The organism is Nocardioides rotundus, assembly GCF_019931675.1.
GTDB classification, from domain to species: domain Bacteria; phylum Actinomycetota; class Actinomycetes; order Propionibacteriales; family Nocardioidaceae; genus Nocardioides; species Nocardioides rotundus.
The window spans coordinates 388,577-404,788 of record NZ_CP082922.1; the positions used below are offsets into that span (position 1 = coordinate 388,577).

Annotated in this window: 13 protein-coding genes; 7 read left to right on the plus strand and 6 right to left on the minus strand. The window is 69.3% G+C overall.

The window, feature by feature from the left end; translation table 11 throughout:
* Positions 1–6 precede the first annotated feature (6 nt).
* Together K8W59_RS01855 and K8W59_RS01860 are read right to left on the minus strand one after the other, a co-directional pair.
* Entirely contained in the window at positions 7–1,326 is a 1,320-nt protein-coding gene (locus K8W59_RS01855; RefSeq protein ID WP_223397076.1) for a fumarylacetoacetate hydrolase family protein, read from the minus strand.
* Positions 1,323–2,165: a hypothetical protein gene (locus K8W59_RS01860; RefSeq protein WP_223397077.1), complete on the minus strand. Its 843-nt coding sequence runs from the start codon at positions 2,163–2,165 to the stop codon at positions 1,323–1,325. The genes K8W59_RS01855 and K8W59_RS01860 overlap by 4 nt, the downstream gene beginning before the upstream one ends.
* 134 nt (positions 2,166–2,299) lie before the next feature.
* Between K8W59_RS01860 and K8W59_RS01865 the strand changes: the two genes are divergently transcribed.
* Positions 2,300–2,521 carry a hypothetical protein gene (locus tag K8W59_RS01865; protein ID WP_223397078.1) on the plus strand — a complete coding sequence of 74 codons (222 nt, stop codon included), beginning with the start codon at positions 2,300–2,302 and terminating at the stop codon, positions 2,519–2,521.
* Positions 2,522–2,548: 27 nt separating this feature from the next.
* Here the strand turns inward: K8W59_RS01865 and K8W59_RS01870 are convergent, their stop codons facing one another.
* The gene (locus K8W59_RS01870) at positions 2,549–4,468 is read right to left on the minus strand and encodes an ABC transporter ATP-binding protein (RefSeq protein ID WP_223397079.1); all 1,920 of its coding nucleotides are present in this window, start codon (positions 4,466–4,468) and stop codon (positions 2,549–2,551) included.
* Entirely contained in the window at positions 4,465–6,354 is a 1,890-nt protein-coding gene (locus K8W59_RS01875) for an ABC transporter ATP-binding protein (protein ID WP_223397080.1), read from the minus strand. Before K8W59_RS01875 ends, K8W59_RS01870 begins: the two co-directional genes overlap by 4 nt.
* 129 nt (positions 6,355–6,483) lie before the next feature.
* Between K8W59_RS01875 and K8W59_RS01880 the strand changes: the two genes are divergently transcribed.
* The 3 genes from K8W59_RS01880 to K8W59_RS01890 all read left to right on the plus strand — a co-directional run bounded on the left by K8W59_RS01880 (position 6,484) and on the right by K8W59_RS01890 (position 11,376).
* Positions 6,484–7,734: a homogentisate 1,2-dioxygenase gene (locus K8W59_RS01880; protein WP_223397081.1), complete on the plus strand. Its 1,251-nt coding sequence runs from the start codon at positions 6,484–6,486 to the stop codon at positions 7,732–7,734.
* A gap of 516 nt (positions 7,735–8,250) precedes the next feature.
* Entirely contained in the window at positions 8,251–9,450 is a 1,200-nt protein-coding gene (locus tag K8W59_RS01885) for a hypothetical protein (RefSeq protein WP_223397082.1), read from the plus strand.
* Between the two features lie 738 nt (positions 9,451–10,188).
* The gene (locus K8W59_RS01890) at positions 10,189–11,376 is read left to right on the plus strand and encodes a multidrug effflux MFS transporter (protein WP_223397083.1); all 1,188 of its coding nucleotides are present in this window, start codon (positions 10,189–10,191) and stop codon (positions 11,374–11,376) included.
* Between the two features lie 3 nt (positions 11,377–11,379).
* Here the strand turns inward: K8W59_RS01890 and K8W59_RS01895 are convergent, their stop codons facing one another.
* Positions 11,380–12,600 carry a glycosyltransferase gene (locus K8W59_RS01895; RefSeq protein ID WP_223397084.1) on the minus strand — a complete coding sequence of 407 codons (1,221 nt, stop codon included), beginning with the start codon at positions 12,598–12,600 and terminating at the stop codon, positions 11,380–11,382.
* Between the two features lie 89 nt (positions 12,601–12,689).
* Here K8W59_RS01895 and K8W59_RS01900 point away from each other — a divergent pair, with 89 nt between their 5' ends.
* The 3 genes from K8W59_RS01900 to K8W59_RS01910 all read left to right on the plus strand — a co-directional run bounded on the left by K8W59_RS01900 (position 12,690) and on the right by K8W59_RS01910 (position 15,842).
* Positions 12,690–13,688 (plus strand): pirin family protein, encoded by a 999-nt coding sequence (locus K8W59_RS01900; protein WP_223397085.1) that lies wholly within the window; start codon positions 12,690–12,692, stop codon positions 13,686–13,688.
* 115 nt (positions 13,689–13,803) lie between these two features.
* Positions 13,804–14,625 carry a hypothetical protein gene (locus K8W59_RS01905; protein ID WP_223397086.1) on the plus strand — a complete coding sequence of 274 codons (822 nt, stop codon included), beginning with the start codon at positions 13,804–13,806 and terminating at the stop codon, positions 14,623–14,625.
* Positions 14,626–14,774: 149 nt separating this feature from the next.
* Positions 14,775–15,842 (plus strand): hypothetical protein, encoded by a 1,068-nt coding sequence (locus K8W59_RS01910; protein WP_223397087.1) that lies wholly within the window; start codon positions 14,775–14,777, stop codon positions 15,840–15,842.
* Between the two features lie 79 nt (positions 15,843–15,921).
* Here the strand turns inward: K8W59_RS01910 and catC are convergent, their stop codons facing one another.
* Positions 15,922–16,209 (minus strand): muconolactone Delta-isomerase, encoded by a 288-nt coding sequence (gene catC / locus K8W59_RS01915; protein ID WP_223397088.1) that lies wholly within the window; start codon positions 16,207–16,209, stop codon positions 15,922–15,924.
* Between the last annotated feature and the right edge of the window lie 3 nt (positions 16,210–16,212).

Below are 16,212 nucleotides of genomic sequence, written 5' to 3' on the forward strand. Positions count from 1 at the left end.
GCGACGTCACAACGTCCGCGCGGGGAGGATGCGCCCGGTCACCTCGCCGAGGGTGATCCGGCCGCCGCCGGTGCCGGGGGCGGAGTAGCGCAACGTGACCGTGTCGCCGTCCTCGAGGAACGTGCGCTCGCGCCCGCCGGCCTCGAACGGCTCCTTGCCACCCCAGGACAGCTCGAGGAACGAGCCGCGCTGGTCCCGCTCGGGGCCGGAGATGGTGCCCGACGCGTAGAGGTCGCCGGTGCGCAGCGAGGCGCCGTTGACGGTGAGGTGGGCGAGCATCTGCGCGGGGGACCAGTACATCGTGCGGTACGGCGGCCGCGCGACGACCTCGCCGTCGAGCTCGACCTCCACCTCGATGTCCAGGGCCGCGGGCTGCGCCGTCGCGAGGTAGCCCAGCACCTCCGGCTCCTGGGCCGGCAGGTCGACCCACGCGTTCGCCAGCGCCGCCAGCGGGGTCACCCACGCCGAGACGGAGGTGGCGAAGGACTTGCCGAGGAACGGCCCGAGGGGGACGTACTCCCACGCCTGGATGTCCCGAGCGCTCCAGTCGTTGAGCCCCACGACCCCGAACACGTGGTCGGCGAACGCCGCCGTCGGCACCGGCTCCCCGAGCGCACTCGGCGTCCCCACCACGAAGCCGAGCTCCGCCTCGATGTCCAGCCGCCGCGACGGCCCGTGCTCGGGGACCTTGTCGGTGGCCGAGCTCTTGTCGGTGGTCGAGCTCTTATCGGTGGTCGAGCTCTTGTCGGTGGTCGAGCTCTTGTCGGTGGTCGAGCTCTGATCGGTGGTCGAGCTTGTCGAGACCACCTGCCCCGAGGGCCGCACCACGTCGGTCCCGCTCACCACGACCGTCCCCGCGCGCCCGTGGTAGCCGACCGGCAGGTGCTTCCAGTTCGGCAGCAGCGCCGCCCCGTCGGGCCGGAAGATCCGCCCGACGTTCGTCGCGTGCGCCTCGGAGGCGTAGAAGTCGACGTAGTCCGCGACCTCGAACGGCAGGTGCAGGCGTACGTCGGCCAGCGGGTGCAGGTGCGGCCGGGTCCGCTCGGCGTGCACCGAGTCCCCGAGCACCTCGGTGATCCACCACCGCGCTGTGGCCCACTGCTCGGGCCCCATCGCCATGAACGCGTTAAGGGGCGGGGTCCGCCACGCGGCGGCGAGCTCGGAGTCGGGGTCGCCGATCTCCGCGACCGGCGCCAGGTCCAGCACGTGGTCGCCGATCCGCACGCCCACTCGCGGGTCCTCGCCGGGGAGGGAGAAGACGCCGTACGGCAGGTGGTCGAGGTCGAAGCCGGTGCCGGCCGCGCCGGGGGCCCAGGTGCTGCTCACGCGTCCTCCAGGAGTCCGAGGGTGGTCAGGTCGTCGAGCGGCTCGCCGATCGAGCACGAACCGAAGGAGGTGAACCAGCGCCGTGCCCCGGCCAGGTCGGCCGAGCGGGCAGCCTCCACGAGCGCACCGGCGTCCTCCTGCTCCAGCACCGCGACGACCTCCTCGCGCGGGGCGCCGTTGAACGCGGCCCGGGTCGCCAGCAGCACGTTGAGGAAGCCGTGGTGGGTGATCCCGTCCTCGTCGGGTCGGCGTACGGCGTGGTGCAGGCCGGCGGTGCACTTGAACGGCGTCTCCCGGTCCAGCGCCGCGTCGATCCACGCCGCGAGCGTCGGCGGGGAGGGGAAGTGGTGAGACTCCACCCCGCCGGTGCGGAACTTCAGCCGGTGCTCCATCGCGGCCACCTCATCGACGGCGGCCAGCCAGCCGTGGGTCGGCTCGGTCTGCGGCAACTCGACGAAGACCGGGACGTCCTCGGCCAGCAGCCCCTCGGCGACCGCCTGGTCGACCGCGGCGGTCACCCGGCGGGCGTTTCCGGCGAGGTCGTCGAGGTCGCGCAGCGCGACCTCCACCGCGTGCAGTCGGGTGCCCTCCTTGGCCGCGAGCCGGCAGGCGCCCGCGATCGCGCCCGCGCCGCCGGTCACCACGACCGAGACGGGGATCTCGGTGCCGTCGGCGTGCGCCCGCACCTCCGGCACCCGCTGGTCGGTCACCACGAACGAGGCCACCAGGTCGCGCGCCGCCCCGTCGCGGGCGGCGTACGCCCCCACCGCGTCGGCGAGGTCCGCCTCACCGGGTGGGAAGATCGCCGCGTCATCGATCAGTCCGGTCCAGATGCTCACGGGTCCGACCCTAGTGCGTGCCGACGGTGACGAGGAGCGGGCCGAGCCCGGTGCGCGGTGGACGCCACCGCACGAGCCACTACGACCTTTGTATAGGGTCGGCAGGGAATCATCGACGGGGGAAGGACGACACGATGCCCACCGCATCGCCCTTGCAGTTCACGTGGTTGGAATGTGGCATCGCCGCGAGTTTCGTTGCCGGTCTGCTGGGCTGTTGGCTGCTCGCCCGCCATGCGACCGGGCCGTCACGGCTCTGGCTGGTGGCGGTGGGGCTGATCCTGACCTTCATCCCCTTCGGCGGAATCCTGGTGCTGGTCGCGTCCTTGGGCCGAGCCAAGGTAGGCAGACTCGCCTAGCCTCCGGAGCGGCTCGGCCCGCACGCGTCAGCTCGTCCACGCGCGCCAGAGGGCGGCGTACTCCCCGTCCGGGCGGTCCACCAGGTCGTGGTGCGAGCCGAGCTCGGCGATCCGCCCGTCGATGACGACCGCGATCCGCTCCGCGTCGTGCGCGGTGTGCAGCCGATGCGCGATCGCGACCACGGTCCGGCCGGAGAGCAGCGCGTTCATCGAGCCCTCCAGGCTGCGGGCGGTGCGCGGGTCGATCAGCGAGGTCGCCTCGTCCAGGACCAGCGTATGCGGGTCGGCGATGATCAGCCGTGCGAGCGCGATCTGCTGCGCCTGCGCGGGGGTGAGCGAGTGCTGGCCGGACCCGATCCGGGTGTCCAGGCCCGACGGCAGCCGGGAGACCCACGGCGTCGCGCCCACCGCGTCCAGCGCGGACCACACGGCGTCGTCGGTGGAGTCCTCACGGGCCAGCACGATGTTGTCGCGCACCGACCCGATGAAGACATGGTGCTCCTGGGTCACCAGCGCCACCTCGGTGCGTAGGGTCTCCAGCGGCAGGTCGACCAGCTCGACCCCGCCGACGGTGACCGAGCCGGTCCGCGGCCCGTTGATCCCCGACAGCAGGCGGCCCAGGGTGGACTTGCCCGACCCCGAGGGGCCGACGATCGCCAGCCGCTCGCCGTCGCGCAGCTCCAGGTCCACCCCGTGCAGCACGTCGTGGCCCTCGCGGTAGGCGAACCGCAGGTCGCGGCCGACCAGGTGCTGCCCGTCGGGTACGGCGTCGGTCGGGGTCCGGTCCGGCGGCACCTCCGCGATCCCCAGCAACCGCGCGGTCGAGGCGATGCCGACCTGCAGCCGGTCCAGCTCGCCGACCAGCCGGTCCAGCGGCCCGCTCAGCGACTCGACGTAGAGCAGCGCCGTGGTGATCTGCCCCAGCGACACCCAGTCCTGGGAGTAGCCCCACGCGCCCACCACCAGGGTCGCCACCCGCGGGGTGTTGAAGGCGATGTCGATGACGCAGAACAGCAGGTTGCGCAGGCTCATCGTGTACCGCTCGGCCTGTGAGGACACCGCGATGTCGTCGGACCCCTGCTGCACCCGCCGCCCCTCGAGCCCGAGCGCCTCCAGCGTCCGGGCGCCCTCGACGGTCTCGGTGAGCGTGGTGTTGATCCGGGAGTACGTCGACCCCTCGGTGATGTAGCCCTTCGGCGCCCGGCGGAGGTAGCCGCGCACGGCGAACCAGCTGGAGGCGATCAGCAGCAGCGACGGCACCGCCAGCAGCACGGAGTTGAGCAGCATCGCCACCACCGAGAGCACCACGGTCAGCAGCGAGATGATCGCCATCGGCAGCCCGAACTGCACCGAGCGGCTCATCGTGCCGACGTCCCGCGTCACCCGGGTGACCAGGTCGCCGGTGCTGGCGGACTCGACCTGCCCGACGGGCAGCCGGAGGATCGTGCGGACGACGTACTCCCGCGCCGTGGCGAGCAGGTCCTGGCCGAACAGGGTCGAGGTCCACTGGGCGAAGAAGGTGAGGGCCGCCTGGGCGATGACGACGACCACCACCCACAGCGCCAGGGTGTCGACCCGCTCGACCAGGCCCGCGTCGGTCTGGTCGACCAGGTCGCCGAGGAGGCGGGGTACGGCGAGCGCGGCGGCCGCGGCCAGCGCGTTGAGCAGCACCAGCAGGGTCACCTGGCGGCGGCGGGTGGAGATGAGGTCGCGGAAGAAGCCGAAGACCGCGTGGTCGTCGGCGACCGGCCAGCCGCGCTCGGGGTTGCGGGAGGCGGCGTAGACCTCCTCCGCGGTCTGCCGGCGCAGGTGGTGGCGCATCCGCCAGGCCGACAGCCGCTCCCGCCAGGACGCGTCCGTCGGCGGGACCAGTCGGGGGTCGACGACGGTGTCGGCGGCGGACCGGTCGGGCCAGGTGGCCGCCGAGGTGGCGAGCGGGTCGGTCACGAGCGCACCTCCTCGTCCTCGTCGTCGAAGGAGCGGGCCACGACGCCGCGGTAGGCCGCGTCGGACTCCAGCAGCTCCTCGTGCCGGCCCTCGGCGACCACCCGCCCCTCCTCGAGCAGGACCACCCGGTCGGCGTGGTGCAGCCACAGCGGCGAGACGGTCGTGACCACGGTGGTGCGGCCGCGGCGCAGGTCCGCGACCCGCTCGGCGATCCGCGCCTCGGTGTGCGCGTCCACCGCGCTGGTCGGCTCGACCAGGACGGTGATCGGGGCGTCGGCGGCCAGGGCCCGGGCGAGCACGACGCGCTGCCGCTGACCGCCGGAGAGGCCGCGGCCGCGCTCGTCGAGCAGCCCCTGCCAGCCGCCGGGGAGGGCGTCGTACACGTCCTCGGCGTTGGCCACCCGCAGCGCCTCCTCGGCCTGCTCGCGGGTCAGCCGCCGGTGCGGGTCGACCGCGTCGGCGAGGGTGCCGGCGAAGAGCTGGCTGCCGGTGTCGGACACCAGGATCGTGGAGCGTACGTCGGCCAGCGCGGCCGCGCCCAGGTCGACCTCGCCGAGGGTGACGCCCCACGGGCCCTGCGAGCGCTCGGCGTCGCGGCGGGCGAGCTCGGCCCGGCGGCGCTCGCGGGCGGCCCGCTCGCGGCGGGCGGCCCGGCCCTTGACCCCCTCGTCCAGCTCGACGGCCACCGGCTCGGTGTCGGCGGGGAGGTACCGGCCGAGTCGGTCGGCCAGCGCGGCGGAGCGCTCGGGATCGGCGGAGACCACCACGGTCAGCTCGCCGGGGCGGGCGGTGAAGCCGCTCGCGGCGTCGGTGATCGCGGCGTCCGGATCCAGCGTGGTCGGCTGGTCGGGGTCGCGCCACGGCGGCTGCTGCTCGAAGATCGCGATCGCCTTGCGCGCCGACACCAGCGCCCGGGTCGCCTTCTGCGCGAACTCGAAGAAGGTGCGGATCGGCGTGACCATGAACAGGGCGTAGCCCAGGAAGCTCACCAGCTCGCCGACGCTCAGCCGGCCCGCGAGCACCTCGTGCGCGCCGACCCAGGTGAGCAGCACGACGAAGACGCCGGAGAAGAGCACGCCCAGCGCCTCGATCACGGCCTGCCAGATGCCTGCGGAGACGCCGGCGTCCTTGGCACGCTGGGACTGGTGGGCGTAGTTGCGGCCGAAGGTGCGCTCCCCGCCGATCCCGCGGAGGATCCGGAGCCCGGCCACGATGTCGGTCGCCATCGAGGTGAGCTCGGAGTTGCGGGAGCGCTCGGTGGCCTGCCGCCCGTGCAGCGGCCGGAGGAAGGGGAGCGCGACGCCGACCAGGATCGGCGCGGCGATCAGCAGCATGATCCCGAGCTTGAGCGAGGTGGAGAGCACGATCCCCGCAACCACGAGGAAGGCGATCAGCTGGGAGCCGGCGCGAGCGATGATCTCGGTGAGCGCGCCGAACTCGTCGGAGTCGCTGGAGGCGACGCTCAGCACCTCGCCGGTCGGTGAGCGGCGGGGGAGGACGTGCCCCATCTGCGCGGTCTTGCGGGTGACCATCTCGGTCGTGCCGTAGAGGCTGATCAGCCAGCTGCGCACCACGATGGTGTGCAGCGCGATCCCGAAGGCGGCGGCGATGAGGGTGATGGCGAGCATGACGAGCGCCCAGTACGCCGTCGCGCCCGCGTCCCCGGGCACGATCCCCTGGTCGATCGCCCGGCCGAAGACCAACGGGCCGACGGTCAGCGGCAGCTGCCACAGGATGCCGAACGCGAGGGCCACCGCGATCACCCCGCGCTGCTGGCCGAGCATCCACCACAGGAAGCGGACGGGGCTGCGGGTGTCGGGCGAGCCCTCGCGGTGCGCCGTACCTCCCGACCAGAAGGTGCTGATGGGAGGCGGGAAGTCGAGCATGGCCGGATCAGCCTAGGTCCGCACGCCGGTCGGGGACGAATCCTTTTCGACGTGCGCTGTGGCGGCGATTGGTCGGATAGCGGACGTATGTGCATGGATTCCGGACGCAAACTCTGCCACCCTGGAGGGGTGGCCCACTACCAGCGCATCGGCGACGTGCCCCCGAAGCGGCACACCCAGCACCGCGACTCCGACGGCAACCTCTACCGCGAGGAGCTGATGGGGGAGGAGGGCTTCTCCTCCGACTCCTCGCTGCTCTATCACCGCGGGGTGCCGAGCGCGATCACCGCCAGCCAGGTGTGGGAGCTGCCCGACCAGCGACGTACGCCGAACCACCCGCTGAAGCCGCGGCACCTCAAGCTGCACGACCTCTTCCCGACGCCCGGCGAGGGCGAGGGCGCGTGCCCGGTGCGCGGGCGCCGGCAGATCCTGGGCAACAACGACGTGCGGATCAACTACGTGGTCACGGGGACGACGCCGAGCCCGCTCTATCGCAACGCGATCGGCGACGAGTGTGTCTACGTCGAGTCCGGCTCCGGCACCGTGGAGACCGTCTTCGGCGTGGTGCCCTACCGCGCCGGCGACTACGTCGTGATCCCGCGCGCGACCGATCACCGGTGGGTGCCCGCCGAGCCCTCGCAGCTGTATGCGATCGAGGCGAACAGCCACATCCAGCCGCCGAAGCGCTACCTGTCGCGGTTCGGTCAGTTCCTCGAGCACGCGCCGTACTGCGAGCGCGACCTGCACGGGCCCGGCGACCTGGACGCGCTCGTCGAGAGCGTCGCCGGCGAGACCGACGTCGAGGTGCTGGTGAAGCACCGGACCTCCGCCGGGGTCGTCGGCACGCGGCTGACCTATGCCACGCACCCCTTCGACGTGGTCGGGTGGGACGGCTGCCTGTATCCCTTCACCTTCAACGTCGAGGACTACATGCCGATCACCGGCAAGGTGCACCAGCCGCCGCCGGTGCACCAGGTCTTCGAGGGGCACAACTTCGTGGTGTGCAACTTCCTCCCGCGGAAGGTCGACTATCACCCGCTGGCGATCCCGGTGCCCTACTACCACTCCAACGTCGACTCCGACGAGGTGATGTTCTACGTCGGCGGGGACTACGAGGCGCGCAAGGGGTCGGGGATCAACCTCGGCTCGATCAGCCTGCATCCGGGCGGGCACGCGCACGGGCCGCAGCCCTCGGCGATCGAGGCGTCGCTGGGGGTGGACTACTTCGAGGAGTCCGCGGTCATGGTGGACACCTTCGCGCCCCTCGAGCTCGGCGAGGGCGGACTCGCGGTCGAGGATGACGCCTACGCCTGGACCTGGGCGGGGCGCCGTACGGGCGACACCGGCGACGGCGGGCCGGCGGTGTTCTCCAACTCCTGACCGGGGGAGCGACTCCAGAGGCCGAAGCCGATGACCACGTTGCTTCCCAGCTCCAGGCCCGCAGCCCGAGGTCGATTACGCGCTCCTCGATCGCATAGGGGGCAGGGGCCGGGTTCTGCTCGCCGTAGAGCGCCGTGACCAACTCGTCCTTACTCAGTCGGAGTGCCCGAAGCTCGACCTCGAGTCGCCGGGCCGCCCGACCATCAAGAAGAGGGTCGGCGGCGTGGTTCACCCCCGGAAGTGTGGCACCGCGGGCACGCTCAGACGGTGCGGTCGGGGATGGAACGGTCATCGAGGGGTCGCCTCGACCTGTGTTGCCACCATCGTCGACCTGCGTGGGAATCACTGCGTTCCCAGCCACCGTGAACTCACGCCAGCACCGAACGGGCAAACAGGATCGCGCAGGAACTGGTCCGAGAATCGGAGGTTCGGCCATTGACATGACCGATCACATGGGTCCACGCTTTGCTCAACTAGGCGTAGCCGAACTCTTCGGGGGTTGCGATGAGGCGTAACTTGACCCTGACCGCCGCGGTTCTGTCGCTGCTCTTGATAGGCGCTGTGACACGAGACATGTCCGGTGCGCAGGCGGCAGAGAGGCGCTCCACCCTGATCGCAGTGGGTAAGGTCGCCCGATCTGGGATCCCTGTTGAGGGAGCCGATGTGGTCGTGCGCCTTTGGCCAAACGATCGCACGCTACGTCGGCTGCCACGCGGAGCGGCTGTCGACTTTTTTGAGGTAGGCATCACTAAGACCAACTCGGCCGGTGAGTACCGTGTTGATGCCCCCCAGGCGGTGCCGGGCCAATACATTGGACCGAGGGGCATGCTTGATGTGGAAGTCATGGTCGCCGATTCCCGCCAAGAGATGCGCTGGTCATATACCGCAGGACCTCCTCCGGCGAATGGACGACGCTGGATACTGCTGGGACCATCTTCTCCAGACCAGTCGGCGTTGGTTTCCTCAAGACTAGATCTTGGTCTTGAGACATCCTACGAAGAATACGATGCTCCTCGTCGCTGGACAGGGGCGGCGGAACGTGACTTGGCGGGGGATGCTGCACTAGTTGCATCGCGAAATAGTGTCTCTACTCGAAGCCGTGAGTTCTCAGCGGCGTTACAGCGTGCCCGCCAGGTCGGGAAGGCTATGGACGCGTGCGTAACTGTCGCGACGACTACCCATTATAACCGTCCTGAAAAGTTCGCCACGATGCGCGCTTGGAAGGGCGCAAAGGGCAAAGTTATTCAATCAACGGGGAATGAGCATACAATGGGGATAGGTGTTAAGGGTGAGCGCTGGTCCATAGGGGGCAGCAAGACTGTTAGCTTCAATGCGAGCGTCACCCAAGGGGGCCTCATAGACGCCGACATTTACAACGATGTGCGTTATCGAGACTTTAAGAATGTTTGTTCTCTGAAGATCTGGCGGCGCCCAATTGGTTATGACGATCTGGTGAGCAAGGTGGTGAAGAGGCGAGTCGCAAAGCCGAGTTACTGCAAGATGAAGTTGGCGAATTGGACCTTTAAGACCGGTTCAACCAAGAATCAGACTTTTGCGGCTGGCGTCGACATTGGGGCGATCAATGTCATGGCACAGGCGGGCTTTGACAATGGCGTCGACTTGCAGTGGACGTCGACGCGCAGAACTCGTCAATGCTATAGCAATCCTAACGGACCCCTACACTCCTCAAGACTCTCAACGGAACCACCTCCGTGAGAGGTTGGAAGTCGTGGGCGGGTGTGATCGCATCCATTGTGATGTTGACCGCTGTGGGGTGCCAACCGAGTTCGCCTACCGAACCTCAAGGGAGGGCGCCTTCGCTCCGAGCGATGGTCGACAGTTGGGCGGTCGTGCAAACGCCTGTGCAACCGGGATCCGCCCCCACGGAGCCGCTGGTGATCCACGGTTTCATCGTCTGCAATGACGGCCCCGGTCTCAGTCGGTTGGTCGATGTTCGAGCCTCGTCAGGGGGGCGATTCATCAAGGACTTCAGCGTCCGAGATAACCCCAATTGGGTGGGCGGCAGCGTCTACCCAAGTTTCGCTCTCGACACGGACGAATGGGGGACACTGGAGTCGACGGGATTTCGTCGAGGGTCGAGCCGCATCGATCTGCAATGCGGTCCGACGACGGGCAGAGGCAAAGAAGTCGGCATTGCCACCGAGGTCCCAACGGACAAGGAGTCACGGGTGGGGCCATTTCGGCTGTTCTACCGCTCTGGGGAGCGGACCGGGTCGATCAAGATCCCGTTGGTGATCGTTGTGTGTCCGAGGTCGACGCTCGATCGGGGGCGGAACTGCACGTCGTGACCCCCGCCTCTCGAGGTTGAGTGCGCAGGCATGTGGGGAGTACGACGCGTTGCGCACTCGACCGGGGGAAGTGGGCACGGCCTAGGCTGCTGAGGTGACGTCGACCCCGCAGCCTCAGCCGAGTCAGCAGCTGAGCAGGGCGGCGGTGGTGTCACTCCCCTTCATCATCGCGCTGCTGTCGATGATCGGGCCGTTCAGCATCGACACCCCGTTCCCGGCGTTCAGCCTGATGGCCCGCGAGTTCGGCGTCGCCAGCACCGAGATGCAGCTGGTGGTCACCGTCTACATGGCGGCGTTCGCGGTGATGAGCATCTTCCACGGGCCGCTGTCGGACGCGATCGGGCGGCGCCCGGTGATCGTCGGCGCGTGCGCCGTCTACGCCCTCGCCTCGGTAGGAGCGGCGCTCAGCCCCAACCTGGCGGTCCTGCTGGTCTTCCGCGCGATCCAGGGGCTGAGCGCGGGCGGCTCGACGATCATCGCCCGGACGCTGGTGCGGGATCTCTACGACGGCGAGCAGGCGCAGCGCCTGATGAGCCAGGTCTCGGTGATCTTCAGCATCGCGCCGGCGCTGGCGCCGATCATCGGCGGGCTGCTCCTCCAGGTCGGCGACTGGCACCTGGTCTTCTGGTTCATGGCCGCGCTCGGCCTGTTCCTGATCGCCGCGGTCTGCGTGATGCTGCCGGAGACGCATCCGGTGGAGCGCCGTACTCCCCTCCGGATCGCGGACCTGCTCTTCGGCCTCGCGCAGGTGTTCCGCACGCCCGACTTCCACCGGTCGGCGTGGGCGATGACGTTCGCCTTCGGCGGGCAGTTCCTCTACATCGGCGGCGCGGCGATCTTCATCGGCGAGCTGCTGGGGCAGGGCGAGCTGGACTACTGGAAGTTCTTCGTGCCGATGGTCGGCTGCCTGATGCTTGGCGGGGTGATCAGCGGCCGGCTGGGTCGGCGGGTCTCCTCGACCACGATCGTCACCTGGGGGCTGTCGTTCTCCGCGGTCGCCAGCGTGGTCGGGGTGGTCATCGCGATGCTGGCCGGGCCGCACCTGCCGTGGGCGGTGATCGGGCCGAGCCTGATCGCGCTCGGCGTGGGCGCGGCCTACCCCAACCAGAACCTGCTGATCCTCGACCTCTTCCCGCGGCGCCGCGGCTCGGTGATGTCGGCGGCGACCTTCACCACGCTGATGTTCAACGCGATCTCGGCGGTCACGATCACGCCGCTGGTCGGCGGCTCGGTGGTCACGTTCGCGCTCGCGGCCTCGATCCTGGTGCTGCTCGGGCTGAGCTTCTGGGTGTGGCATCTGCACGCGACGCGCGACCGCCGCCCGGTCGGCTGAGGGTCAGGCTGTACGCCGCGCCGCGCCGCTCAGGTCGGCGTGCAGCGCGAGCATCTGCTCGACGGTGCGGGACCAGGGGTACTGCTCCGCCCGCGCCCGTGCCTGCCGGCGCCGGGTCGCCTCGGGCCGGGAGGCGAGATCGAGTACGGCGTCCGCCAGGGCCTCCGGCTCCGGCGCCGCCCACGCCCCCGAGTGGGCGTCGACCAGCTCGCGGGCCCCGCCCACGTCGGCGGTGACCACGGGGGTGCCGCAGGCCAGCGCCTCGAGCACCGCGAGCCCGAAGGTCTCGCTCGGGCAGACCGAGAGCGCCACGTCGGCCTCGGAGATCCGCCGGGCGAGCTCGGTGCGGGAGGCGATGTGCCCGTGGAAGCGGACCACTTCGCCGGTCGAGCCTCTTTCGGTGGTCGAGCCTGTCGAGACCACCCGATCGCCGGTCGAGCCTCTTTCGCTGGTCGAGCCCCTTTCGGTGGTCGAGCCTGTCGAGACCACCCCCGCGATCGCCTCGAGCTCGTCGAGATGCGGACCGGTGCCGTAGACGTCGAGCCGCACCGGCACGCCCCGCTCGTGCAGGGCGACGGCGGTGGCGACCGCGAGGTGCGGGCTCTTCTCCCGGGAGAGCCGGCCGACGTGGACCAGCCGGAGCGTGCCGTCGGCGAGTGGCCTGGGGTGCGGGGTGAACGTTTCCAGGTCGACACCCAGCGGCACCCGGTGCACGGGGCAGGCGGCGGACCGGGCGAGGTGGTGGAACTCGCCCTCGGCGAAGCGCGAGGTCACCACGAGGGCGTCGAAGCCGCGCACCAGCATCCGGTTGAGCAGCCCGATGGAGACCTTCGAGGAGGTGTCCAGCCCGGTGCGCAGGGAGAGCATGTGGTCCAGCCGCTCGTGGGAGAACAGCACCGAGGGCACGCCGCGCCGCCGGGCCCAGCGCACGATCGGCATCAGGGTGGTCTTGTCGTTCACCTCCAGCGAGGTGGGGCCGAACTCCTCCAGCGGCTCGACGACCCGCCACGGCTCCACGATCAGCCGGTAGCCGCCACCCACGCGCGGCGCCCGCAGCTGCACCACGTCGCCGAGCGGGGTGGTGCGCCGCTCGTCGCGCGGGCCGGGGACGACGAGGAGGCGACGTGCGCCGGAGCCGACGTACCCCCTCGCGAGCGCGTCGATCGCGGTCTTCATCCCGCCGGACGCGGGGCCGACGAAGTTGGCGAGCTGCGCGATCCTCACGTGGCGGACAGTGGCGCGGGACGGTGAACGGACGGTGGCGCCGACACGACGCGGGCGCGGTCTTCGGGTGGATGCGTCAGGATGGGGGAATGACGAACCCCGAGCGCAACCCGGACGAAGTCGTGTCCTCCGTGGACGAGACGGCGCCGGAGGTGACGGTGCTGGTGCCGCGCGAGGTGCCGCTGGGCGGGCCGCGATCGATGACGGTACGGCGCACGCTCCCCGCGCGCGAGCGGACGCTGATCGGCGCCTGGTGCTTCGTGGACCACTACGGGCCCGACGACGTCGCGGACTCGGGTGGGATGAAGGTCGCGCCGCACCCGCACACCGGGCTGCAGACGGTGTCGTGGCTGTTCTCCGGGGAGATCGAGCACAAGGACTCGGCGGGCAACCACGCGATGGTGCGGCCGGGCGAGGTGAACCTGATGACCGCGGGGCGCGGGATCTCGCACTCGGAGGTGTCGACGGAGAGTACGACGACCCTGCACGGCGCCCAGCTGTGGGTCGCTCTGCCCGACGAGGCGCGGTACACCGACCCGGGCTTCGACCACTATGTGCCCGAGCCGGTCGAGCGGGACGGTCTGGTGGCGCGGGTCTTCATCGGCTCCCTGCTGGGGGAGACCTCGCCGGTCGCCACCTTCACCCCGCTGCTCGGCGCGGAGCTGCTGCTGGAGCCGGGCGCCGATGTCGAGCTCACTGTGGACCCCTCGTTCGAGCACGGCGTCCTGGTCGACGACGGGGTCGTGGACGTGGCGGACCAGCCGGCCAAGCCGGGCGAGCTGGTGCACGTCGCACCCCGAAGTGATCGCCTGCGGATCGTGGCCGGTGAGTTGCCGGCCCGGCTTCTGCTGCTCGGCGGCGTCCCCTTCGGCCAGAGGATCGTCATGTGGTGGAACTTCGTCGGGCGCTCGCACGAGGAGGTCGTCGCCTTCCGTCAGGAGTGGCAGGACCAGATCACCCGCGACGGGTCGGTCATCCAGGACTCCCAGGACGTCGCTCCTGGTCGCTACGGAGTGGTGGTCGATGACCACCTTGCGCCGATCCCTGCGCCCGATCTGCCCAATGCGCGGTTGCGCGAGCGGAGTTGAGGGGCGTTAGCTCCGCTCCGGGGGCCGCGGCAGGGCGCGAGAACCCGTGCCCGAGCGCCAACTCCGGGCTGCCGATAGCAGTGGTGAGGCGGCTCGCGAGCGTATCGTCCCGCATGTGAACCCACGTGAGGTCACCGACCTGCCCTACGAAGAGCGCCGAATCATTGTCGTGGCGGAAAAGGTGCCGTCCGCCGTAGCAAAGCCGCGCTTTGGCGATTGGGACGTTGCGAAGGCTGGTGCCGTGGCCATGCTGGGCGGTGGTGCACTGGGCCTCGCCGGCGTCGCGCTTGTCAGGGCAATCAGGGACTTCCGAGAGAGTGGCGAGTCGATCTATCCAATCGATCGCAAGACCGCTCGCGCGCTCCGCTTTCCACCGGGCCATCCGAGACAGAATGTGGTGTATGTCGGTCATCCTGTGGACGTCGGTTCGTACATCCCTGCGGCGGACTTCCATCGCTTCCTGTTCGAGCACAAGGTGGCCGAAGCGCTGCGGCTTGCTCGCTCGCTGGGTGCTCGGACGGTCAAGGTTCTCCATATACAGGGATGGGACCGCGAGGCAGCAGCGCGACTCGGGTTGGGTCTCCCACTCGTGCCCGACTCGTCGCTAGATGTCGAAATTGGTGCGAACGCAAGCCGCACCGACAGTACTGCTCATCAGGTGTTGACGACCATGCGTCTCGCGCCGAGTGGCGACCCGCACATTCCGCACGATCTGGTTTGGACTCCCCACGAGCCTTTGTGGATGGAAATCGCGGCGGCGCGGATGGAATCTGGCCTCGGCCAGGTCGCAATCGACGTCCGCTCGACGGACGATTTCGGCGTCGATGCTGGCCTCAAAGCCCTCATTGCTAAGGCGGGTTTGGAAGCGGGCGGGAAGTTTGTCGAGCATCAAGACACCATTTGGCAACTCGAAGCCGATTTCTTGGAAGGCGAATGACCTGAGCTGCCAGACAGCGTCCCACGTCCCCACGCGCTGTGCGAATCCCGCAAAGTTTGCACCTTCGCGCCGAGCCCCTCGACGACAGACGCTGCCCACCGTTCCAGCAGGCCATGCCGCGAAACGACGAGGCGGTGTAGAAAGAGGGAATGGCGGACGGAGCTCATGACGCCTTGCAGCGAGCGGCGCAGCAGGCACAGCGTTACCTGACACGTGTCGGCGGAGACGGCGGAATCGCGGAGCAGATCTCGAACGGCCAATGGAACGACGACCTTGATGCCGCGGGGAGTCGCGACCTCAGCACTTTGTTGGACGTCATGGGTGAGCGGGTGCGCTACACCCGTGCTCAGTCTGGGTTGTCACGCGCCTCCGAGGCCGGCCCGCTCGGAGGCAGGCTGCCGATCAACCGCAAGGAGCGGTACTACACCGGAACCGTCTTGCCGATGCTCGTCGCGTCCGACGGATTCGCGTACCTGGACCGATTCCTCACCCTGTGCGGCCTGTCCGACGTCGACGTTCGGCCCAATCTCGAGGGGGACCAGAACTTCCAGCTTCTGACGGAGTACGGCTTCGCCGAGTCCGTATTCACCGACCACGACAAGGCTGCTTGGCCGGGACCTCATCAAGCGGACACTCCCGACGTCGTCATCGCAGGGCCCGATTGGTTGGTGGCTGTCGAAGCGAAGATGTTCCACAACCCCAGTGGCGCCGATCTTGAGGCGCAGATGCGTCGCCAGGCAGTCGTGGTTGACACATGGCGCTCTGCACTCGGTTTGTCCGATGACCGGGTGAGGCACGTTCTGCTGCTCCCGTCTCGGCTGGCCGAGAGGGTCGGCGATCTCTCTTATCCCATCGTCACGTGGGAGGAGGTGCTGGCCGAGTACGACGTGGTCGGTCCCCGGTACTGGGCACGAGTGCTCGCCACGGCTCTGTCGCAGCACGAGAACCTGGAGTCCGCTCGCGAGTTGACGTTCCGGAGCAACGCCGATGACACCCTGACGGGGGCGGAGATCGTTGAGGCACATGCGAGCGGCGAAGCCACCTTCGATGCGGTCGGACGCAGTGGCGGGCTTTCAGGCGCAAAGTTCAAGGATGACGTGAGCTCAGGGAAGTGGCGGACTGTGAGGTACGAGATTCGCTCTGGTGGGCCCGCCAATCGCAACTGGTTCTCACTGGCTGACTTCATCGCCGCTACGACTGCCGCAGCCGACCGGTAGTGGACCTGAGGGCAATTCAGGGTGGTCTCGACAGGCTCGACCACCGAGAAAGCCCGACAGGCTCAGACCACCGAGAAAGTCAGTTCCCGGTCGCGATGTCCGAGGGATGCGTCGCAAGCGGCGTGACGGCGATGTCCATGAACGGGAACAGCGGCAACCCCGAGAGCAGCTCGTGCAGCTCATCCCCGGACTCGACATCGAAGATGGAGTAGTTCGCATACTCCCCGACGACCCGCCAGATGTGCGGCCACTTGCCCTCGCGCTGCAGCTGTTGGCTGTAGTCCTTCTCCCGCGCGACCAGGTCGGCGCGCTCGGCCGGGTCGAGGTCGCGCGGGAGGCGGACGTCCATGCGCACGTGGAACAGCACCGG